A 17,626-nucleotide genomic window follows, 5' to 3' on the forward strand; every position below is an offset into this window, starting at 1 on the left:
AGAATCCGGGGGACCGCGACACCGTTCCGGAGGGTTATCGTCGAAGTGTGAACGAGCGTTGGCTTCCCCGCCTGCAGGAGGTCGGTGAGCGGCTGGCCGAGGAGTTCGTCTCGGCCCGGCGGCCGAAATCGACCGAAGGACCGCGACCGCACGAGCTCCGCGCCTCCGACGACGATCGCGACCGTGTGGCGCAGGTGCTGAACGAGGCGGTCGCCGACGGGCGGCTCGGCATGGACGAGTTCGAGGAACGGCTGACCGCGCTCTACAACGCGCGCACGCTGGGCGAGCTCGCCGCGCTGACCGCTGATCTGCTGCCCGACGCCGAGCAGCCGTTCAGGCTGGACGGGCGGCCGGTCTCGGCGATCTTCAAGCAGGAGCAGCGCGAAGGGCGGTGGGTGGTGCCCGCCGAGCTGCCCGTGACGGCGATGTTCGGGACGACCAAGCTCGACCTGCGCGACGCGATCATGCAGAACCGGCGGGTGGTCATCAACGCGACGCTGATGTTCGGCGGGCTGGAGATCCACGTCCCCGAAGGCGTCGAGGTCATCCGGGTGACGAAGGACAAGACGGTACGGCTGACGCGCGAGCAGGCCGACCCCGACTGCCCGGTGATCGAGGTGCGCACGTCCAACTTCCTGGGCGAAGTCAAGGTCAAGGAGCCGCCCAAGCGCAAGCGCCGCCGCTGAGGCGCGCCGCGCCTGCCCCCGCACCGCGCCGCACCCCGCGGCACCGGAACCCGCACCCCACCCCGCACCGCGCCGGACCCCGACGCGCCGGACCCCGCACCGCGCTGGAACGGCGCGGCACCGGACCCGCACCGCGCCGGACCCGCGGGGCAGGCCCGGCGCCGGGCGGAAGGCTCAGCCCGCGGTGTCGAAGTTGATCGCGCTGTAGGCGCGCAGCTTCCAGAGCTGGTGCTCGCTCTCCACCTTGCGGATCGTTCCAGAGCGCCCACGCATGACCAGCGAACTCGTCACGGCCACCCCGCCGCGGAACCGCACGCCGCTCATGAGCTCGCCCTGGGTGATGCCGGTGGCCGCGAAGAACACGTCGTCGGACGTGACCAGGTCGTTGGTGGTCAGCACCCTCGTGAGGTCGTGACCGGCGTCGAGGGCCCGCTGCCGCTCGGCCTCGTCCTGCGGCCAGAGCCTGCCCTGGATGACCCCGCCCAGGCACTTGATGGCGCACGCGGCGATGACGCCCTCCGGCGTACCGCCGATGCCGAGCATGAGGTCGACGCCCGTGCCGGTGCGCGCTGCCATGATCGCGCCCGCCACGTCGCCGTCGGTGATGAACTTGATCCGGGCCCCGGTCTCCCTGATCTCCTTCACGATCTGCTCGTGGCGCGGCCGGTCGAGGATGACGACGGTGACGTCGGCCGCCGAGCAGCCCTTCGCCCTGGCCACCGCCTTGACGTTGTCGGCGACGGGCGCGTTGATGTCGACCACGTCGGCCGCCTCCGGCCCGGTGACCAGCTTCTCCATGTAGAACACCGCCGACGGGTCGTACATGGAGCCACGCGAGCTCACCGCGATGACCGAGATCGCGTCGGGCATGCCGAGGGCCGTCAGCCTGGTGCCGTCGATCGGGTCGACGGCCACGTCGCACTCGGGGCCGCTGCCGTCGCCGACCTGCTCGCCGTTGAACAGCATCGGCGCGTGGTCCTTCTCGCCCTCGCCGATCACCACCACGCCGTTCATGGACACCGTGTTGATGAGCTGGCGCATCGCGTTGACGGCCGCTCCGTCGGCGCCGTTCTTGTCGCCACGGCCGACCCATCGGGCCGCGGACATCGCGGCCGCCTCGGTGACCCTGACGAGTTCCAGCGCCAAGTTGCGGTCGGGTGCGTGCTCGCCCGTGGCAAGGGCAGGAGGAACGGACGTCTCGGACATGGTGATGGGCCTCCTCGTGGGACAACTGACTCGATCGTAGTTGCCACTCCATGCCCGGTCAGCGGAGGATAATGTGCCTGCCATGAGCAGCGATGTGGAACGCCTGGCGACCGGACGCGGAGCGGCCACCCGCGCGGCCCTGCTCGACGCGGCTCGCGAGGTGTTCGTCGACAAGGGTTTCGCCGAGGCAGGTGTCACCGATGTTGTCGCCAAGGCGAAGGCCAGCGTCGGCAGCCTCTACCACCACTTCTCCGGCAAGGCCGACCTCTACCTCACGCTGTTCGAGGAGTTCCAGGCCAGGCAGACCCAGCGCACCAAGCAGGCGGCGCGCGAGGTGCGCGCGGCGGGCGAGAGCGATCCGATGCGGGTGTTCCTCGCCGCCGCCCACGCCTACCTGGCCGGCTCGCTGGAGGAGCGCGAACTGGCCGCGCTGTTCCTGCGCGGCGACGGGCCTCCCGGGTTCGAGGTGGTCATGCGCGACAGGCTGCGCACCTGGGCCAAGCGCAACGCGGCCCTGTTCGACGACGACGAGGGAGCGCTGGTCGTGGTCGTCACGGGTGCGCTCGCCGCCGCCGTCTCCGAGGTCGTCCTGTCCGACGACGAGGCCGTCGCGCGCCGCCTCGCCGACGACGTGCTGGCCATCATCGGCCAGATCCGACCGGTCGCTTCGGCGGGCGGCGCCACCAGCGGGTAACCTCGCCATTCGTGCGACGGTTCACTCAAGGTTTCTACGGCTACGCGTTCGCCCTTCTGGTGTGCCTGGCGCTCGCCGTGATCATCGTGGTGTCCGCGCCCACCGGCAGGCAGGGGCAGCACGTGCCCCGTCTCGACTACGCGATCACCGTGGCCAACTACAACAGGGCGGTGCCGCAGCAGGTGTGGGCGCCCGCCAAGGATCCCGCCGACTGGATCCCGAACAGCAACAGGATCGCCAAGGGCGCCGACGGCACGCAGGTGCTGTCGGTCGGCTACGCCACCGCCCCCGACGCCGGCGACCAGCGTCACCACGTGATGATCGTGCAGGGCGCGGAGAAGCCCGCCGCCGCGTTCGCCAGCCGTATCGCCAACACCGACAAGCCCGTCGGCACCGTCCAGATCGCGGGCGCCGACTGGGAGAAGCGCTTCCGCGAGGACAAGAACCAGCGCACGCTGGTCCGCTTCCTGCCCGACGCCACGGTGATGGTGACGGGCACCGCCGACTGGCCCGACCTCACCGCCCTCGCCACCACCCTGAAGCCCCAGCCCAAGCCCACCGGCTGACATCCCCGGGTCTCGCTCGGGCGGCCGCCTCCAGGCGACCGCTTGTTCGGACACCCGCTTCTCAAGTCGCCCGCCTCGAGGTGGCTGCGTGTTCGGACACCCGCTTCTCGAGTCGCCCGCCTCGAGGTGGCTGCGTGTTCGGACGGCGCTTCTCCGAGGGTGCTGCTTGTTCCAGCGGTGGCTTCTGAGGTGGCTGCCTGGTTCGAGCGGCTTCTGTTTCGAGCGGTCTCCCTTCGGCTGCCCGCTGGTCGCGGGCTGGCGTCGGGTGCGGGCCGTCCGGGGGAGCCCCGGTGATGTCGTCGGGTCCGGGCCGTGCCGGTCACCGCCCGCCGTCCGGCCCCGGCCCGTACGGCACGCCGGTCTGGCCCCTCCGCCGTCACGGGGTTCCGCCCGCCGAAGGCGCGCCGCCCAGCAGGACTCCGGTCCCCACCGTCACGGCACAAACCACGGCGGCTGGAGACGGCGGCTGGACTGTCCCGGAAGACCCCAGCCCCGTGACGTGATCCCCGACCTCGTGAGCCGTGCGAGGCTCACAGCAGGCGTAGCAGGTCGTCCATGCCGGCTTTGATCGCCTCGGCGGTCATCCCGCGTTCGGACTGCTGGTGGCTGATCAGGCAGGCGTTGATCGGGGCGAGCAGCGCGTCGGCGAGGAAGCGCGCGTCCGCCTCGGGACGCACCTGGGCGAGCAGCGTCGCCAGGTGCGTGTGATGGAGCTTGTACGGCCCGCTGAACCTGCCCTTGGGCGGCCCCGCCTCCAGCATCATGAACAGCTCCCGCTGCGACACCTTCCTGTCGATCAGCGCGTGCAGGAAGGCCCGGACCCGCTCGGCGGGCGGCGCGCCCGGCCCGACCGGCGGCGGGCCCGTCATGAACGCGGTCTGGAACTCGCGCTCCTTGGCGTCGATGAGCGCGTAGATCAGCCCGGCCCGGTCGCCGAAGCGGCGGTAGACGGTGCCAACGCCGACGTTCGCCTCGCGGGCCACCTCATCCAGGGACAGCTGCTCCGCGCCGTGCGACGCGAGCATCCTGGCCGCCACCTCGATGATCTTCTGCCGGTTGCGTGCTGCGTCCGCGCGTTCGGCGGGAGGCTGCCCGGCGATCGGCAGTTCACGAGTCATCGCTGCATCATAGTCCTTGTAACCGGAGAGGTCTCCGATTAGCCTATGGATCCGGAGAGATTTCCGTTTATGGGAGGCGCAGCATGCCGTCGGAGTTCAACCAGAAGATCATTGAGGAGTTCCGCGCGAACGGCGGCCAGGTCGGCGGTCACTTCCAGGGCTCCTCCCTGGTGCTGCTGTCCACGACCGGCGCCAGGAGCGGCAAGCGCGTCACGACACCGGTGATGTATCTGCGCGACGGCGACAGGATCGTGATCATCGCCTCCAACGCGGGCGCCGACAACCACCCCGCCTGGTACCACAACCTGCTGGCCAACCCGGACGCCACGGTCGAACTCGGCACCGAGACCTTCGAGGCCGCGTCCGAGCTGATCGAGGGTGCGGAGCGGGACCGCCTCTACGCGGAGATGGTCGCCATCGCGCCCACCTTCGCCGACTACGAGGCGAAGACCACGCGCCGCATCCCGGTGGTGGGGCTGCGCCGCGCATCCTGAGCGCGCCACCTCCAGGCTCCACGCGCTCCACCCGGTCGGTCGCATGTCTGGTCCAGGGCTCCCGCCGGTCGCACGTCCGGGTCAAGCGCCCCCGCCGGTCGCACCTCCGGGTCAAGCGCCCCGCCGGGTGCACGTACCGGTCCACGCCCGTGGCACCGGCGCCTTCCCCTGCACGCTCGCCATGTCCCACCAGGAGAAGGCGCCGTCAGATCCCCGCGCCCGCACCGTCGCCCCGTGGGAACGGCAGCGCCTAGAAGGGGCGGTCGTCGTCCTGCGGGGTGGGCTCGGCCCGGCGCGCCATGGCGGCGGCCAGCTTCACCCGGGCGCCCTGCAGCCACTCCTCGCAGATGGCCGCCAGCTTCTCGCCACGCTCCCACAGCTCGATCGACTGCTCCAGGGTGAGGCCGCCGGTCTCCAGGCGGCGCACCACCTCGGTCAGCTCCTCGCGGGCCTGTTCGTAGGACGGCGTCTCGTTGTTTGCCACCGCACCACCCTAGGCCGATCGCCCGACAGAATCGCCCCCGACCGCGTCCGCCACATCGGTGTCCCCGACAGAATCGCCTTCGACCGCGTCGGCGTTCACGACAGAATCGCCCCCGGCCGCGTCCGCCGCGTCGGCGTGTCCGTCAGGCCGGAGGTCATCGGCCGGGTCGGCGGTGACCGCGACCCGGCCGTCGGTGAGGCGGATGGTGAGCCGGTCACCGGGCGAGACGTCCCGCGCCAGCCGTACGACGTCGCCCGACGGGTGTTGCACGATCGCGTAGCCCCGCTCCAGCGTCGCCGCGGGGGACAGCGACACCAGCCGGGCGCGCAGGTGGGCGAGGTCGTCGGTGGCCCGGTCGAGCGAACCGCCCATGACGCGCCTGGCCCGTTCGCGCAGCGCGTCGACCTGTTCGGCCCGCCGTTCGAGCTCCCTGACCGGGTCGGCGAGCGACGGACGGGATCGCACCGACGTCAGCCAGGACATCTCCCGGTCAAGCCAGCCGCCCACCACCCGCCGCCCGCGGTCGCGCAGCTGCCTGATCAGCGTGAGCTGCTCGCCGACGTCGGGCACCACCTTCTTGGCCGCGTCGGTGGGCGTGGACGCCCGGACGTCGGCGACCAGGTCGAGGAGCGGACTGTCCTGCTCGTGGCCGATGGCGCTGACGACGGGAGTTCGGCAGGCCGCCACGGCGCGCACCAGCGACTCGTCGGAGAACGGGAGCAGGTCCTCGAGCGATCCGCCGCCCCGGGCGATGACGATGACGTCGACCTCGGAGTCGGCGTCGAGCTTGCGCAGCGACTCGGTGACCTCGCCGACCGCGTACGGCCCCTGCACTGCCACCTGCTCCACCTTGAACCGCACGGCGGGCCACCTGCGCCGGGAGTTCTCGAGCACGTCGCGTTCGGCCGCCGAGTCGCGACCGCAGATCAGGCCGATGGTGCCGGGCAGGAACGGCAGGCGGCGCTTGCGTTCGGCGCCGAACAGCCCCTCGGCGGCCAGCAGCTGGCGCAGCCGTTCGAGCCTGGCCAGCAGCTCGCCGACGCCGACCGGGCGGATCTCCAGCGCGGTGAAGGCGAACGAGCCGCGGTTGACCCAGAAGTCTGGCTTGACGTTGACCACGACCCGAGCCCCGTCGGCTGGACGGGGCATCGCGGCCTCATAGACCCCTCGCGGGCAGGTCACCCTGGCCGAGACGTTGGCGACGGGGTCGCGCAGCGTCATGAACACCGTGCCGCCCCTCGCGGTCAGCTCGGTGATCTGACCCTCCACCCACACCGTGCCGAGCTTGCCGATCCATCCCGCGACCATCTGGAGGACCGTGCGGACCGGCAGCGGCTGCTCCGGTGTGGTTTTCGCGCTCATGACAACGAAGGCTACGGGGCGCGACCGACTATTCGGCGGCCTGCAGCTTGGTCAGGCGGTTCTCGTACATGCGCACGACGTCCGGGCGGGCGGTGGTGGCCTTCTCGTAGGCGAGCAGCTCCTCGATCTGGGTGACGGACTTGCCGCGCATCCTGGCCCGCAGCGAGGCGACGCTGAGGTCGGCGTACCCGGCCAGCGGCTCGACCGGCACGCTCGCCTCGGCGGTGGCCGTGGTGGCGGCCGCGGCCTTCGCCAGCTCGCCGTCGGCCTCCTCAACGCTCACCGGCTGTACGGCAGGCGCGGCGGCCTCGGGCTCGGCGGTGTCGGACTTGGCGACCTCGGACTTGGCGACCTCGGACTTGGCGGCGGGCTCGGCGGCCTCGCGCTCGGCGGCGGGCTCGGCGGCCTTGGGCTCGGCGGTGTCAGGCTCGGCGACGGCCGTCGCGACAGGCTCGGCCACCGGCTGCCGGGCGGTCGGCTCCTCGGCAACCGGCTGCTCGGCAACCGGCTCCTCGGCCACGGCCGGGGCGGCCTGCTCGGTGGTCGTCGCCGAAGCTGCCTGGGACCCGGCTGTCTTCGCGGCGGGCTCGGGCTCGGCGGTCTTGGCAGCGGGCTCGGGCTCGGCGGTCTTGGCGGGCTCGGCGGTGGGCTCGGCGGTCTTGACGGCGGCGCCGTTCGCCGACCCCTCCTTCGAGGGGGTGAAGATGACCGGCTCGGGCCGTTCCGCCGCCTTCTCCTTGCGCGGGGCGAAGATGACGGGCTCCCTGCGAGCCGGCTTCTCCTCGTCCTCGACGCCGGACGCCGGCTGATCCGCCACCGGAGAACGCTCGCTCTCGTCGTCCTCCTTGTTGCTCCCCAGCCCCTTGACGGCGTTCTTCACGCGGTCGGCGAGCAGCAGCGCCTGGCCCGCGGCGCTGAGCGTGGTCTGGATGACGAAGAGCGGCAGCTCCTTGGCCTTCTCCTTGAGCTCTTCGCGATTGGTGACAGTTTTAGCGATGTTGCGGACAACGTCACTGAGAGACATGCCGGCTCCCTGGGAGGTCTGTTGTGGTGGGCCAGTCTGGCAAACTCCCGCGCGCGGCGTGACACGGGCGGCCGGGTGGCCTCTTCCACGTAGCATAGGAACATGGAGCCAAAGACCCCCGCCCGACGTGTACTCGTAGCCAAACCGCGCGGTTACTGCGCCGGTGTGGACCGTGCGGTCGAGGCGGTCGAGAAGGCCCTCGAGCAGTACGGCGCCCCTGTCTACGTCCGCAAGCAGATCGTGCACAACACCCACGTCGTCAAGACGCTCGAGGAACGTGGCGCGATCTTCGTCGAGGAGACGGCCGAGGTCCCCGAGGGCGAGATCGTGGTCTTCTCCGCCCACGGCGTCTCCCCGATGGTCCACGCCGAGGCCGAGCAGCGGCGCCTGCGCACCGTCGACGCCACCTGCCCGCTCGTCACCAAGGTCCACAACGAGGCCAAGCGGTTCGCCGGCCAGGACTACGACATCCTGCTCATCGGGCACGAAGGCCACGAGGAGGTCGAGGGCACCGCAGGTGAGGCGCCCGACCACATCCAGCTCGTCGACGGCCTCGACTCCGTCGACCGGATCCAGGTGAAGGACCCGAGCAAGCTGGTGTGGCTCTCCCAGACGACCCTCTCGGTCGACGAGACGATCGAGACGGTCACCAAGCTCAAGGAGCGCTTCCCCACCCTGATCGACCCGCCGAGCGACGACATCTGCTACGCCACCCAGAACCGCCAGGTCGCGGTGAAGGAGATCGCGGCGCAGTCGCAGCTGGTCATCGTGGTCGGCTCCGACAACTCCTCCAACTCCAAGCGCCTGGTCGAGGTGGCCAAGGGGGCCGGCGCGGCGTCGTACCTGGTCGACAACGCCTCCTTCATCCAGGACGCGTGGCTCGACGGGGTCAGCACGGTCGGTGTGACCAGCGGCGCCTCGGTGCCCGAGGAGCTGGTCGACGGGGTGCTGGCGTACCTGGCGGGGCACGGGTTCGCCGACGTCGACGAGGTCGAGTCGGTGAAGGAGAGCATGCGCTTCGCCCTGCCGCACGAGCTCCGCAAGGACCTGCGGGCCGGCTGATCTCGGCCCATCCGGTACCGGTTCACGGGAAGCGCGCCCGCGGCTGTCCGCGGGGCCCTTCCCGTGCTCGGGGAAGAGGCAAGGCGGGGGTTCGGGGCGCCGTACGCAGCCGTGAGCCGGGGGCGGTCAGTCCTCGGGGGAGCGCGGCGTGCCGTACACGCGGGGCTCGAAGTAGCCCTCGGGCTCCGGCACGAAGCTCTGGTCCTTGGGTTGCCGGGGGCGGGGCACGTCCACGCCCCCCCGCAGCTCCTCCCGCAGTTCCCTGACGTTGCCCGGCAGCCCCCGCTTCAGCGCGATCCCGAGCACCAGCGCCGACCCCGCGAACAGCCATGGGGCGCCCGCCGAGAGCGATGTGAACAGCCCCAGCGCGAGCGCCTGCACCAGCGAGCCGTTGCCGAGCGCCCGGCCCAGCTCGACGATCAGGGTGGCGCCGAAGAACACCATCGGTGGCGTGACCACCAGCGACAGCAGCTCGCGCGGGTTGACCAGGATGACGCTGACCAGGCACGAGCCGATGAACGTGAGCCCGACCACGATCGGCAGGTCGAGCAGCGCGGCCAGGACGTATCCCGCCAGCGTGCCGATGAGGACGAGCGCGACGGCGCCGCGGGCGGTCAGCCTGACGGCCGAACGCGTGCCTTTGTCACTCATGAGCCCGCCCCCTTTACCGGCGACCTACCATCATCGTGCTTCAGGACAGGTCGCCAGCCAACTTACCGTTCGCGTGCGGGATCAGAGACGAGGTTTCCAGCAGTTCGGGGGAGGCCAGCGGCCGCGGGAGGCCTTCCAGCATGTCGGGGGAGCCGAGCTCGCCGTCCACGACGCCCAGATCGTGCAGTTTGCGAGCGGTGACCAGGACCCTGGTCTCGAGCGAGCCGACCGTCTTGTTGTAGCTCTCGACGGCCCTGCTGAGCGCCTTGCCGAGCGACTCGACGTTGCGGCCGAGGGACGACAGCCGCTCGTACAGCTCCTTGCCGAGCTCGAAGACGGCGCGGGCGTTCTCGCTGAGCGCCGCCTGCTGCCAGGCGTAGTGGGCGGTGCGGAGCATGGTGATCAGCGTGGTCGGGGTGGCGATGTGGACGCGCTTGGCCATCGCGTACTCCAGCAGCCCTGGGTCGCGTTCGAGGGCGGGGGCCAGGAACGCCTCGCCGGGGATGAACAGCACCACGAACTCGGGCGAGGGGTTGAACGACTGCCAGTAGGACTTGGCGGCCAGGCGGTCGATGTGCTCGCGGACGTGCCGGGCGTGGGCGTCGAGGCGGACACCGGCCAGTGACTCGTCGCCCGCCTCGGCCGCCTCCAGGTAGGCGGCGAGCGAGACCTTGGAGTCGACGATGATGTTCTTGCCGCCCGCCAGCCGTACGACCATGTCGGGGCGGTGGGCGCCCTCGACGACCTGCTCGTCGAAGTCGCAGAAGCGCTGCATCCCCGCGATCTCGGCCACCCTGCGCAGCTGCAGCTCGCCCCACCTGCCCCGGGCCTCGGGCCGCTGCAGCGCCCGGACCAGGGCGGTGGTCTGGGAGCGCAGCTGTTCGTTGCTCTGCCGGACGAACTCCATCTGCTGGGTCAGCTCGGCGCGGGCGGCGCGCTGGCCGGACTCGGTGTCGCGCAGCTGCGTCTCCACCCGCCCCAGGAGGTCCTTGAGCGGCTCGACCAGGTGCTCGACCGCCTGCCTGCGCTGGTCGAGGTCGCCGGTCGCCTCGGCACGGCTGGCGGCCAGGCGGGTCTCGGCCAGTTCGAGGAAGCGGATGTTGTTGACGTCGAGCGCGCGCGTCGACAGCGCCTGGAACCGCTCGCTCAGCTGCTCCTCGACGTAGACGAGCTTGTCGGCGGCGGCCTTGGCGCGGGCGTCGGCCTCCGCCACCCGTACGGCGGCGCGGGTCCTCGCCAGCAAGAAGCCGACCGCCAGTCCGAGTGCCAGGCCGATGAGCAGCGAAGCGACGTCCATTGTCGGCATCTTTCCAGGGGGCGACCGCTCCGGCGCGCTCGACACGCCTTCCGCATTCCGCTTGTGCGGACGCGCCTTCGTCACCGACAGTACCCATATGATTACCGGTTCGAGGATGACGGTCGCGCTCGCGGCCACGGCCGTCGTGGCGGCGCTCGTGGTCGCGGCGGCGGGAGCGGTCATCGCCGGCCGCGTCGGCGACGCCGGGCGCCCCGCGCCGCCGGGCTCGCCGGCGCGGGGCACGCTGGTGTGGACACCGGGCGCCTGCGTGAGCAAGACCGGGGTCAGGTTCGACCTCACCGCCTGCAACGGCGGCCATGCCGAGGTGCTGGCCATGGAGGCCGATCCGCGGCACTGCCCCCTCGACACCGACGAGATCGCCCGCGTCGACGGCGGCAGGATCGCGTGCCTGCAGTACTTCCTGGAGCCCCACCCGGGCGCGGGCGGCGCCGGCGGCGGCCTGCTGCGGGCCGGTGACTGTCTCGACCGCGAGGGCCGCGAGCTGCCCTGCGCCACCCCCGGCTGGTACGGCAGGGCGGTGGCCGTCGTCGCGAGCATGGACCACTGCCCGCGCGGTACGGCCGACGCGCTCGCGATGGAGGGCCAGGCGGTGTGCCTGGCCCCCGGCGGCAAGGTGCTGGCCGAGGGCGCCTGCGTCGACGAGGAGGTGCGCAAGGTCGGCTGCGGGTCGGGACGGGCGTGGGCCCGCGTGACCGCCTTCGGCAGGTCGGGTGGCGACTGCCCGGTGGGCTCGGATCGTTACGTCACGGCTCGCGGGGCGTATCGGCCGGTGACCTGCCTGCGTCTGATGGCCGGGTAAACTCGGGCCACGTGAGCCTCAGCATCGGCATCGTCGGCCTGCCAAACGTCGGCAAGTCCACCCTGTTCAACGCCCTGACCAAGAGCGCCAACGCGCTCGCGGCCAACTACCCGTTCGCCACGATCGAGCCGAACGTGGGCATCGTGGGCGTGCCCGACGACCGCCTGGCCACGCTGGCCGAGATCTTCGGCTCCGCCAGGATCCTGCCGGCCAAGGTGGAGTTCGTCGACATCGCGGGCCTGGTGCGGGGCGCGTCCGAGGGCCAGGGCAGGGGCAACCAGTTCCTGGCCAACATCCGCGACACCGACGCCATCTGCCAGGTCATCCGGGTCTTCAGCGACCCCGACGTGACGCACGTCGACGGCGAGATCTCGCCCAAGCGCGACATCGAGACGATCAACACCGAGCTCATCATGGCCGACCTGCAGACGGTCGAGAAGGCCATCCCGCGCCTGCAGAAGGAGGCGCGCACCAACAAGGACAAGAAGGCCGCGCTCGAGGCCGCCGAGGCCGCGCTGAAGGTCCTGGAGACCGGCAAGACGATCTTCGAGAGCGGGCTCGACCGCGCCGAGGTGCGCGACCTCCACCTGCTGACGGCCAAGCCGTTCCTCTACGTCTTCAACCTCGACGCCGACGAGCTCGTCGACACCGCGCTCAGGCAGCAGCTGTCGGAGCTGGTGGCGCCCGCCGAGGCGGTGTTCCTCGACGCCAAGATCGAGTCGGAGCTCGTGGAGCTGCCCGAGGAGGAGGCGCTGGAGCTGCTGCAGTCGGTGGGCCAGGAGGAGTCGGGGCTGTCGCAGCTGGCCAGGGTCGGGTTCGAGACGCTGGGGCTGCAGACCTACCTCACGGCGGGGCCCAAGGAGACCCGGGCGTGGACGATCCGCAAGGGCGCCACGGCTCCGGAGGCCGCCGGCGTCATCCACACCGACTTCCAGCGCGGGTTCATCAAGGCCGAGGTCGTCTCCTTCGAGGACCTGGTCGCGTCGGGGTCCATCGCGAACGCCAGGTCGGCGGGCAAGGCGCGCATCGAAGGCAAGGACTACGTGATGCGCGACGGCGACGTGGTGGAGTTCCGCTTCAACGTGTGATCCGTCCCGGTGCGACCGGAGGCCGGGAGAAGCCCCAACTGGGGACGAGTTCCACGGCCTCGGTGAAACCGGGACAGTATGGGGCGTCAACCCCTTCCAACCCTGGCGCGTCGAATCGTCACGGCGATCACGCTGACTCGGGAGGACAGATCATGATTCGTCGCATACTCGGGAACCGGCGCCCCACGACGCCCTCGCTGGCGAGCATCAGCCTGGAGGAGGAGCTCGCCCTGCTCCGGGTCGAGCTGATGTACGGCCTGCGCGTCAACAGGGAGGCCTACCTCCGCAGGAAGATGGAGGAGCGGGAGGAGGTCGTGCGCCGGATGCACCACCGCGACGCCCAGGCCATGCTCGCCGACCTGCGCGGCCGGCTCGAGAGGGTCAAGCCGCAGAACGACGCGCCGAGAGTGATCGATCTGCGAACTCGCCGGCACCTGCGTCCGGTCGACGGCCCCGAGACGGCCTGATCACCCCCGCTGACCAGCGCTCCTGTCCTCGAACGGGCAGCCGCATATACCAAATGTGTGGTTCGAGACAGTGCCTATGCCCTTTGGACAGCAATCCCTGGCCGTCCGGTAATGCAGGCCACCTGTCTGGCCTGGTCACACGCCAATTCCACAGGAATGGGACAGGAACCGGCACTCCGTCCTGTCATGCACACTCGGTTTGCCCACACGCGGCGATGCCTGCAGCATAGGCGTGGCTTTCCTGGAACAATTGGCGGGACTCGATAGGGTGACTGCTTCGCCACGGATGATGCGACATCGCGCCAGCCGGGGGGATCGGCGCGAGCGGAGGCGTGATGGCTCGTAGGTCAACTGTCCACGGTCCTCGGATCGCTGGCGACCCCGAGCTTTCGGCATACCCGGACTTCGACCAACCCCCCGCGGGCGGCAGACGGGCGGGCAAGCGCGGCGGCTGGTCAGGCGGCGGCGGACGCTGGCTCGTCTGGACCGGCCGCGCCATTCTCTGGGCGCTTATTGTGGTTATCGTGGTCAACGGGGTTCGTGCACCATTTGAGCGATTCACCCAGCCGAGCACTCCTGCGGCGAATGTCCCCTCGCCGACGGGCCAGGCATTTCCCGCCGAGCGCGCCTCGGCGTTCGCCACCCAGTTCGCCAGCATCTATCTGAATATGAAGTCCGAGGAGCTCGACCAGCGCAGCAGGCAGCTCGCGCCGTACCTGCCGAGCACCGACGACCCGCAGTGGGGCTGGGACGGCTACGGCCGCATGTTCGCCGCCAACCTGCAGCCCTTCGGGGTGGAGACCGTCGACGCCGACAACGCGGTCGTCACGCTGACCTTCCAGTCGGGCGCCCGCCGCTTCCTGCTGTCGGTGCCCGTCTACCACTCGGGCGGCAGGTTCGTGGTCTCGGGCCGTCCCGCGCTGCTGCCCGCTCCCGGGGCCGCGGAGCTGCCCCAGGTGGCCCAGCCGGAGGGTGACGAGGCGGCGGAGGCCGAGCTGCGACCGCAGCTGCAGGGCTTCTTCAAGGCGTACGCCGACGGCAGCTCCGACCTGTCCCGCTACCTGGTCGCGGGCAAGGGTCTGCCGAGTTTCGGAGGGGCCCTCTCCTTCGTCGAGCTCAAGAGTGTCGTGGTGCCTGTGGGGGGTGCCACCCGAGAGATCCAGGCGGTCGTGGTGTGGGGCGTGCCGACCGGCGCCACCCCCTCTGCCACGCCGGGCGCGGCCGAGGCCGGTGTGTCCGGCGGCCGCCTCGAGCAGGCCTACCGCCTCACGGTCGAGAAGCAGGGCGACAAGTGGTACGTCGAAGACATCCGCGGCGCCGGTCGGGCCGTTGGATAGACGCACGGCCACGCCGCTGATCGATACCCCCCGGGAGGACCAAGAGTGAAAACCATCATCCTGCACCTGATCGAACTGGCGACGCCGTCACCCGCCCCGACCGGTCCCGACACCGCCGGGCTCGCCAACATGCTGCGCGGCTTCTTCGCCCCGCTCTTCCTCGTCGTCGTCTCGATCGTCGCGCTGTTCTTCCTCTTCACCCGCGAGATCACGAGATTCGTACAGTTCCTGATTCTGGCCGTGGCGATCGGCGTGATCTTCTACGTTCCCAACATCATCGAAGTCACGGCCAAGGCGATCGCGGGGGCTCTCGGCATCAAGTGAGCACCGCTCCCTGGCGATATCGGCAGGGTTGAGACCGCGCCCGCGCGGTCATGGAACGAAGGGCAGCGGCGGCTGCCAGCGAGGGCGGAGAGGAGGACCGCGTGGACCTGCCTACCTACACGAACATCTGGCGCATCGAGAAGCGGCTCTACAAGCTGTACGACCTTCGGCTGCCCATGCCGCTCCCCATCGTCTGGATCGGCGTGTTCGCCGGCGTGCTCGCCCCGTGGTCCCTGCTGCTCTGGCTGGTCGGCATCGGCTTCGAGGCGCCGTGGCACGTGCTCTACCTCGTGCCGCCGGGCATCGTGACGTGGCTGTCCACCCGCCCCGTCATCGAGAGCAAGCGGCTCACCGAACTCCTGCAGTCCCAGCTGCGCTACATGGGCGAGCCGCGCTCGTGGTGCCGCCTCATCCCCACCGCCGAGCCCGAGAGCGTCACCTTCTCCGGCAGGGTCTGGCGCGCCGCCCCCGCTCCCGTCCGCGTCAAGGCCAAGGCCAAGGCCGGCGCGCACAAGCGCCGCGCCGTCCCCGCCGCGGTCAAGGCCCGCCAGGTACGGCCCGCCGTCGCGGCGGCCGCCGCCGCGGCCACCCACGCTCCCGTCGCCCCGCCCGCCACGGCCACCCACGCGCCTGTCGCCCCGCCCGCCACGGCCCGGCCCGCCTGGGGCGGCGCCACGGGCCGCCGCCAGGGCGTCGCCCCCGCCCTGCCCTCCGCCGACGTCGAGTCGCCGTTCCCGCCCGACACCCCGGTACGGCACGCGGAACCGGCCCGGGTGGCCGACGAGATCGCGGTGGCGGCTCCGGCGGCCGGTGTGGCGACCCCGGACGACGGCCTGGCCGTCGAGGGCGCCGCGCTCCCGCACATCGGTGAGGTGTCGGAGACCGGAGCGCCCGTCGCCCAGGACGACGACACGCACGTCGACGCCACCCACGGACCCGGCAAGCACACCGAAGGTCGTGCCGGTGACGGGTTCGCGGCCCAGGCCGGTGACGGGTCCGAGGTCCGGGCCGGTGGTGGTCGTGCCGGTGACGGGTCCGAGGCGCAGGCCGGGGTGTCGCCGGTCCGGTGGGGGTCCAGGATCGAGCCCGGTCCGGCCGAGACGCCCGCCCAGACGCCCGTCGCACCCGCCAAGCCCATCGGCGCCGAGGCGCTGCGCCGGCTGCGCCGGCTGGCGGCCACGGCGGACGCCCCCGACCAGCCGTCCCGCCCCGAGCCCGCCCCCACCCAGACCTCGGTCACCCGCGCCGCGACCGCTCGCCACGAGTCCAAGGCGCCCCGGCCCCAGGCAGCCCGGCCGGAGCTCGAGGTGACCCCGGATGCGGCCGCGCCCGTGACGGCGGCCGCGAGGGCCGAGGAGAACCAGGCCGAGGAGAACCAGGCCGAGGAGAGCCAGGCCGAGGGCGTCCCCGTCGTCGAGGCCATGTTGCCCGAGCTTCCGCCCGCCCAGGAGACCACCGCCGACAAGCCAGACCCCGCCGAGCACGGCACCGGCCGCCACAGCGCGGACAAGAAGGGCACCGCCAAGCAGAGCACCGACAAGCAGAGCGCAGGCGAGCGCGGCGCCGGTAGGCAGGGCGCCGACAAGCAGGGCACCGGCGAGCGCGGCGCCGGCAGGCAGGGTACCGACGAGCAGGACGCCGCCAAGCACGGCGCTGACGAGCAGGTCGAGGACCAGGCCAGAGACCAGCACCGCAAGGGCCAGCCCCCGCTGACCACCGCCGTCGTGTTCCAGGGCCAGGTCAGGCCGACCATCCCCTCGATCGTCCCTGGCTCGCGCCCGCCCCAGCCTCCCGCCCAGTCCGGCCGGCAGGCCCAGTCGCCGCCCCCCATGAAGCCCTCAACGAAGCCCTCCATGAAGTCCCCCGTGACGCCCCCCGTGACGCCCGCCGAAAGCCGCCCGAACCCGCAGCCCACGCCGGCCGCCCAGAGCGCCCCGCCGCTCAACATCAGGGCCGTCCAGGCGCCGACCACGCCGGGCGGGGCCGTCCCCGGACGGCGTGACGAGCCGCGCGTGCGCAGGGTCGAGTCGGTCGTCGGCCGCGACTCCTCCGGCGGGTGGCGCAGGCTCGCCCAGGTGGTGGTCGGCGGTGGCGGCAGCCGTACGGACGGGTCGGAGATCGACGAGGCGCGGACGCGCGCGGTGTTCGGCGGCGGCAGGAGGATCGTGGTGCTCGGCTGCACGGGCGGCGCGGGCCAGAGCACGACCGCGCTGATGCTCGGCCACACCTTGGCCCAGTACCGCGACGACCGGGTGCTCGCGGTCGACGCCAGCACCGGCGGCAGCACGCTGACCAGCCGCATCAAGGCCGAGTCGCCCGAGACGCTGACCAGCCTGCTGTCGGGGCTCGACCAGGTCAACGGCTATCTCGGCATGCGCGCGTTCACCACCCGCACGGGCAGCGGCCTGGAGGTCGTGGCGGCCGACACCGACAGCGGCGCCGAACAGCGGCTCGCCGACCGCACGCTCTACTCCGACCACCGGCTCGGCCAGGCGATGCACCTGTTCGACCACCACTACAAGCTGACCGTCCTGGACCCGGCGCCCTCGCTGGCGGCCCGCGTCCTGCCGTACGCCGACCAGCTGGTGCTCGTCGTCCCGGCCAGCGAGGACGCGGCTGAGGCGGTGGCGATGACGTTCGAGTGGCTCGACGGCCACGGCTGCGCCGACCTGCGCAGGCGCGCGGTCATGGTGGTCAACGGGGTGAGCCGCCGCAGCATGGTGGACGTGGAGCAGGCCGAGGCGGTGGCGCGCGGGAGGTGCCGGGCCATCGTCAGGGTGCCGTGGGAGGACGACCTGGCGCAGAGCCGTACCGAACCGGTGGAGCCAGAACAGCTACGACAGGCGGGACGGCGGGCCTACCTCGCTCTCGCCGGGGTCGTGATCGCGGGTTTCGCGTCAGCACAGAGCACCCGTTCCAGCGAGGAGGAACTGGCCCAGTGACCCC

At 71.5% G+C, this 17,626-nt stretch carries 18 protein-coding genes; 11 read left to right on the forward strand and 7 right to left on the reverse strand.

The annotated features are described in order from the left end of the window. The first annotated feature begins 47 nt into the window (after positions 1–47). Positions 48–686, forward strand: coding sequence for a DUF1707 domain-containing protein (locus tag ABZX22_RS03475; protein ID WP_354905742.1), 639 nt, complete (start codon positions 48–50; stop codon positions 684–686). A gap of 174 nt (positions 687–860) precedes the next feature. Here the strand turns inward: ABZX22_RS03475 and glpX are convergent, their stop codons facing one another. Further along, positions 861–1,892 carry a class II fructose-bisphosphatase gene (gene glpX, locus ABZX22_RS03480; protein ID WP_354905744.1) on the reverse strand — a complete coding sequence of 344 codons (1,032 nt, stop codon included), beginning with the start codon at positions 1,890–1,892 and terminating at the stop codon, positions 861–863. Positions 1,893–1,974: 82 nt separating this feature from the next. Between glpX and ABZX22_RS03485 the strand changes: the two genes are divergently transcribed. Both ABZX22_RS03485 and ABZX22_RS03490 read left to right on the forward strand, forming a co-directional pair. Further along, positions 1,975–2,586 (forward strand): TetR/AcrR family transcriptional regulator, encoded by a 612-nt coding sequence (locus tag ABZX22_RS03485; protein WP_354905745.1) that lies wholly within the window; start codon positions 1,975–1,977, stop codon positions 2,584–2,586. 11 nt (positions 2,587–2,597) lie between these two features. Further along, positions 2,598–3,152 carry a DUF4245 domain-containing protein gene (locus ABZX22_RS03490; RefSeq protein ID WP_354905746.1) on the forward strand — a complete coding sequence of 185 codons (555 nt, stop codon included), beginning with the start codon at positions 2,598–2,600 and terminating at the stop codon, positions 3,150–3,152. A gap of 530 nt (positions 3,153–3,682) precedes the next feature. Here ABZX22_RS03490 and ABZX22_RS03495 read toward each other — a convergent pair. Continuing rightward, on the reverse strand, positions 3,683–4,270 hold the full coding sequence (locus tag ABZX22_RS03495) for a helix-turn-helix domain-containing protein (RefSeq protein WP_354905747.1): 588 nt from the start codon (positions 4,268–4,270) through the stop codon (positions 3,683–3,685). An 83-nt stretch (positions 4,271–4,353) separates the two neighbouring features. On the opposite strand from ABZX22_RS03495, the gene ABZX22_RS03500 reads away from it, so the two are divergent. After that, positions 4,354–4,764, forward strand: a complete 411-nt coding sequence (locus tag ABZX22_RS03500; protein ID WP_354905749.1) for a nitroreductase family deazaflavin-dependent oxidoreductase — start codon at positions 4,354–4,356, stop codon at positions 4,762–4,764. A 250-nt stretch (positions 4,765–5,014) separates the two neighbouring features. Here the strand turns inward: ABZX22_RS03500 and ABZX22_RS03505 are convergent, their stop codons facing one another. From ABZX22_RS03505 to ABZX22_RS03515, 3 genes are read right to left on the reverse strand one after another with little or no spacing between them, the layout of a single operon-like run. Further along, a complete protein-coding gene (locus tag ABZX22_RS03505; RefSeq protein ID WP_354905750.1) occupies positions 5,015–5,248 on the reverse strand; it encodes an exodeoxyribonuclease VII small subunit in 234 nt (77 codons plus the stop codon). A gap of 9 nt (positions 5,249–5,257) precedes the next feature. Next, complete coding sequence (gene xseA, locus ABZX22_RS03510; protein WP_354905751.1) at positions 5,258–6,610, reverse strand: exodeoxyribonuclease VII large subunit; 1,353 nt, start codon at positions 6,608–6,610, stop codon at positions 5,258–5,260. 28 nt (positions 6,611–6,638) lie between these two features. Further along, complete coding sequence (locus tag ABZX22_RS03515; protein WP_354905753.1) at positions 6,639–7,634, reverse strand: hypothetical protein; 996 nt, start codon at positions 7,632–7,634, stop codon at positions 6,639–6,641. Positions 7,635–7,736: 102 nt separating this feature from the next. Between ABZX22_RS03515 and ABZX22_RS03520 the strand changes: the two genes are divergently transcribed. Continuing rightward, a complete protein-coding gene (locus ABZX22_RS03520) occupies positions 7,737–8,696 on the forward strand; it encodes a 4-hydroxy-3-methylbut-2-enyl diphosphate reductase (RefSeq protein WP_354905754.1) in 960 nt (319 codons plus the stop codon). Between the two features lie 126 nt (positions 8,697–8,822). On the opposite strand, the gene ABZX22_RS03525 is transcribed toward ABZX22_RS03520, so the two are convergent. Together ABZX22_RS03525 and ABZX22_RS03530 are read right to left on the reverse strand one after the other, a co-directional pair. Then, positions 8,823–9,347: a DUF6542 domain-containing protein gene (locus tag ABZX22_RS03525; protein WP_354905755.1), complete on the reverse strand. Its 525-nt coding sequence runs from the start codon at positions 9,345–9,347 to the stop codon at positions 8,823–8,825. 40 nt (positions 9,348–9,387) lie between these two features. Beyond that, positions 9,388–10,644, reverse strand: a complete 1,257-nt coding sequence (locus tag ABZX22_RS03530; protein WP_354905756.1) for a DNA recombination protein RmuC — start codon at positions 10,642–10,644, stop codon at positions 9,388–9,390. 97 nt (positions 10,645–10,741) lie between these two features. On the opposite strand from ABZX22_RS03530, the gene ABZX22_RS03535 reads away from it, so the two are divergent. The 6 genes from ABZX22_RS03535 to ABZX22_RS03560 all read left to right on the forward strand — a co-directional run bounded on the left by ABZX22_RS03535 (position 10,742) and on the right by ABZX22_RS03560 (position 17,622). Next, on the forward strand, positions 10,742–11,464 hold the full coding sequence (locus ABZX22_RS03535; RefSeq protein ID WP_354905757.1) for a hypothetical protein: 723 nt from the start codon (positions 10,742–10,744) through the stop codon (positions 11,462–11,464). 11 nt (positions 11,465–11,475) lie between these two features. Further along, complete coding sequence (gene ychF / locus ABZX22_RS03540; protein WP_354905759.1) at positions 11,476–12,552, forward strand: redox-regulated ATPase YchF; 1,077 nt, start codon at positions 11,476–11,478, stop codon at positions 12,550–12,552. Positions 12,553–12,704: 152 nt separating this feature from the next. Further along, on the forward strand, positions 12,705–13,019 hold the full coding sequence (locus ABZX22_RS03545; RefSeq protein ID WP_354905760.1) for a hypothetical protein: 315 nt from the start codon (positions 12,705–12,707) through the stop codon (positions 13,017–13,019). Positions 13,020–13,543: 524 nt separating this feature from the next. Continuing rightward, entirely contained in the window at positions 13,544–14,356 is an 813-nt protein-coding gene (locus tag ABZX22_RS03550; RefSeq protein ID WP_354905762.1) for a conjugal transfer protein, read from the forward strand. A gap of 45 nt (positions 14,357–14,401) precedes the next feature. Next, complete coding sequence (locus tag ABZX22_RS03555; RefSeq protein WP_354905764.1) at positions 14,402–14,680, forward strand: hypothetical protein; 279 nt, start codon at positions 14,402–14,404, stop codon at positions 14,678–14,680. A 101-nt stretch (positions 14,681–14,781) separates the two neighbouring features. Next, positions 14,782–17,622: a TcpE family conjugal transfer membrane protein gene (locus ABZX22_RS03560; protein WP_354905765.1), complete on the forward strand. Its 2,841-nt coding sequence runs from the start codon at positions 14,782–14,784 to the stop codon at positions 17,620–17,622. The last annotated feature ends 4 nt before the right edge of the window (positions 17,623–17,626 follow it).

The sequence above is a fragment of the Nonomuraea sp. NPDC003804 genome, assembly GCF_040610675.1.
Lineage (GTDB): Bacteria > Actinomycetota > Actinomycetes > Streptosporangiales > Streptosporangiaceae > Nonomuraea.

Excerpts from the sequence above, each read along its gene's own strand:
- ABZX22_RS03500 (WP_354905749.1), top strand. The coding sequence starts at position 4,354 with ATGCCGTCGGAGTTCAACCAGAAGATCATTGAGGAGTTCCGCGCGAAC.
- glpX (WP_354905744.1), bottom strand. The coding sequence starts at position 1,892 with ATGTCCGAGACGTCCGTTCCTCCTGCCCTTGCCACGGGCGAGCACGCA.
- ABZX22_RS03530 (WP_354905756.1), bottom strand. The coding sequence starts at position 10,644 with ATGGACGTCGCTTCGCTGCTCATCGGCCTGGCACTCGGACTGGCGGTC.
- ABZX22_RS03515 (WP_354905753.1), bottom strand. The coding sequence starts at position 7,634 with ATGTCTCTCAGTGACGTTGTCCGCAACATCGCTAAAACTGTCACCAAT.
- ABZX22_RS03525 (WP_354905755.1), bottom strand. The coding sequence starts at position 9,347 with ATGAGTGACAAAGGCACGCGTTCGGCCGTCAGGCTGACCGCCCGCGGC.
- ABZX22_RS03545 (WP_354905760.1), top strand. The coding sequence starts at position 12,705 with ATGATTCGTCGCATACTCGGGAACCGGCGCCCCACGACGCCCTCGCTG.
- ABZX22_RS03485 (WP_354905745.1), top strand. The coding sequence starts at position 1,975 with ATGAGCAGCGATGTGGAACGCCTGGCGACCGGACGCGGAGCGGCCACC.
- ABZX22_RS03495 (WP_354905747.1), bottom strand. The coding sequence starts at position 4,270 with ATGACTCGTGAACTGCCGATCGCCGGGCAGCCTCCCGCCGAACGCGCG.
- xseA (WP_354905751.1), bottom strand. The coding sequence starts at position 6,610 with ATGAGCGCGAAAACCACACCGGAGCAGCCGCTGCCGGTCCGCACGGTC.
- ABZX22_RS03535 (WP_354905757.1), top strand. The coding sequence starts at position 10,742 with ATGATTACCGGTTCGAGGATGACGGTCGCGCTCGCGGCCACGGCCGTC.
- ABZX22_RS03520 (WP_354905754.1), top strand. The coding sequence starts at position 7,737 with ATGGAGCCAAAGACCCCCGCCCGACGTGTACTCGTAGCCAAACCGCGC.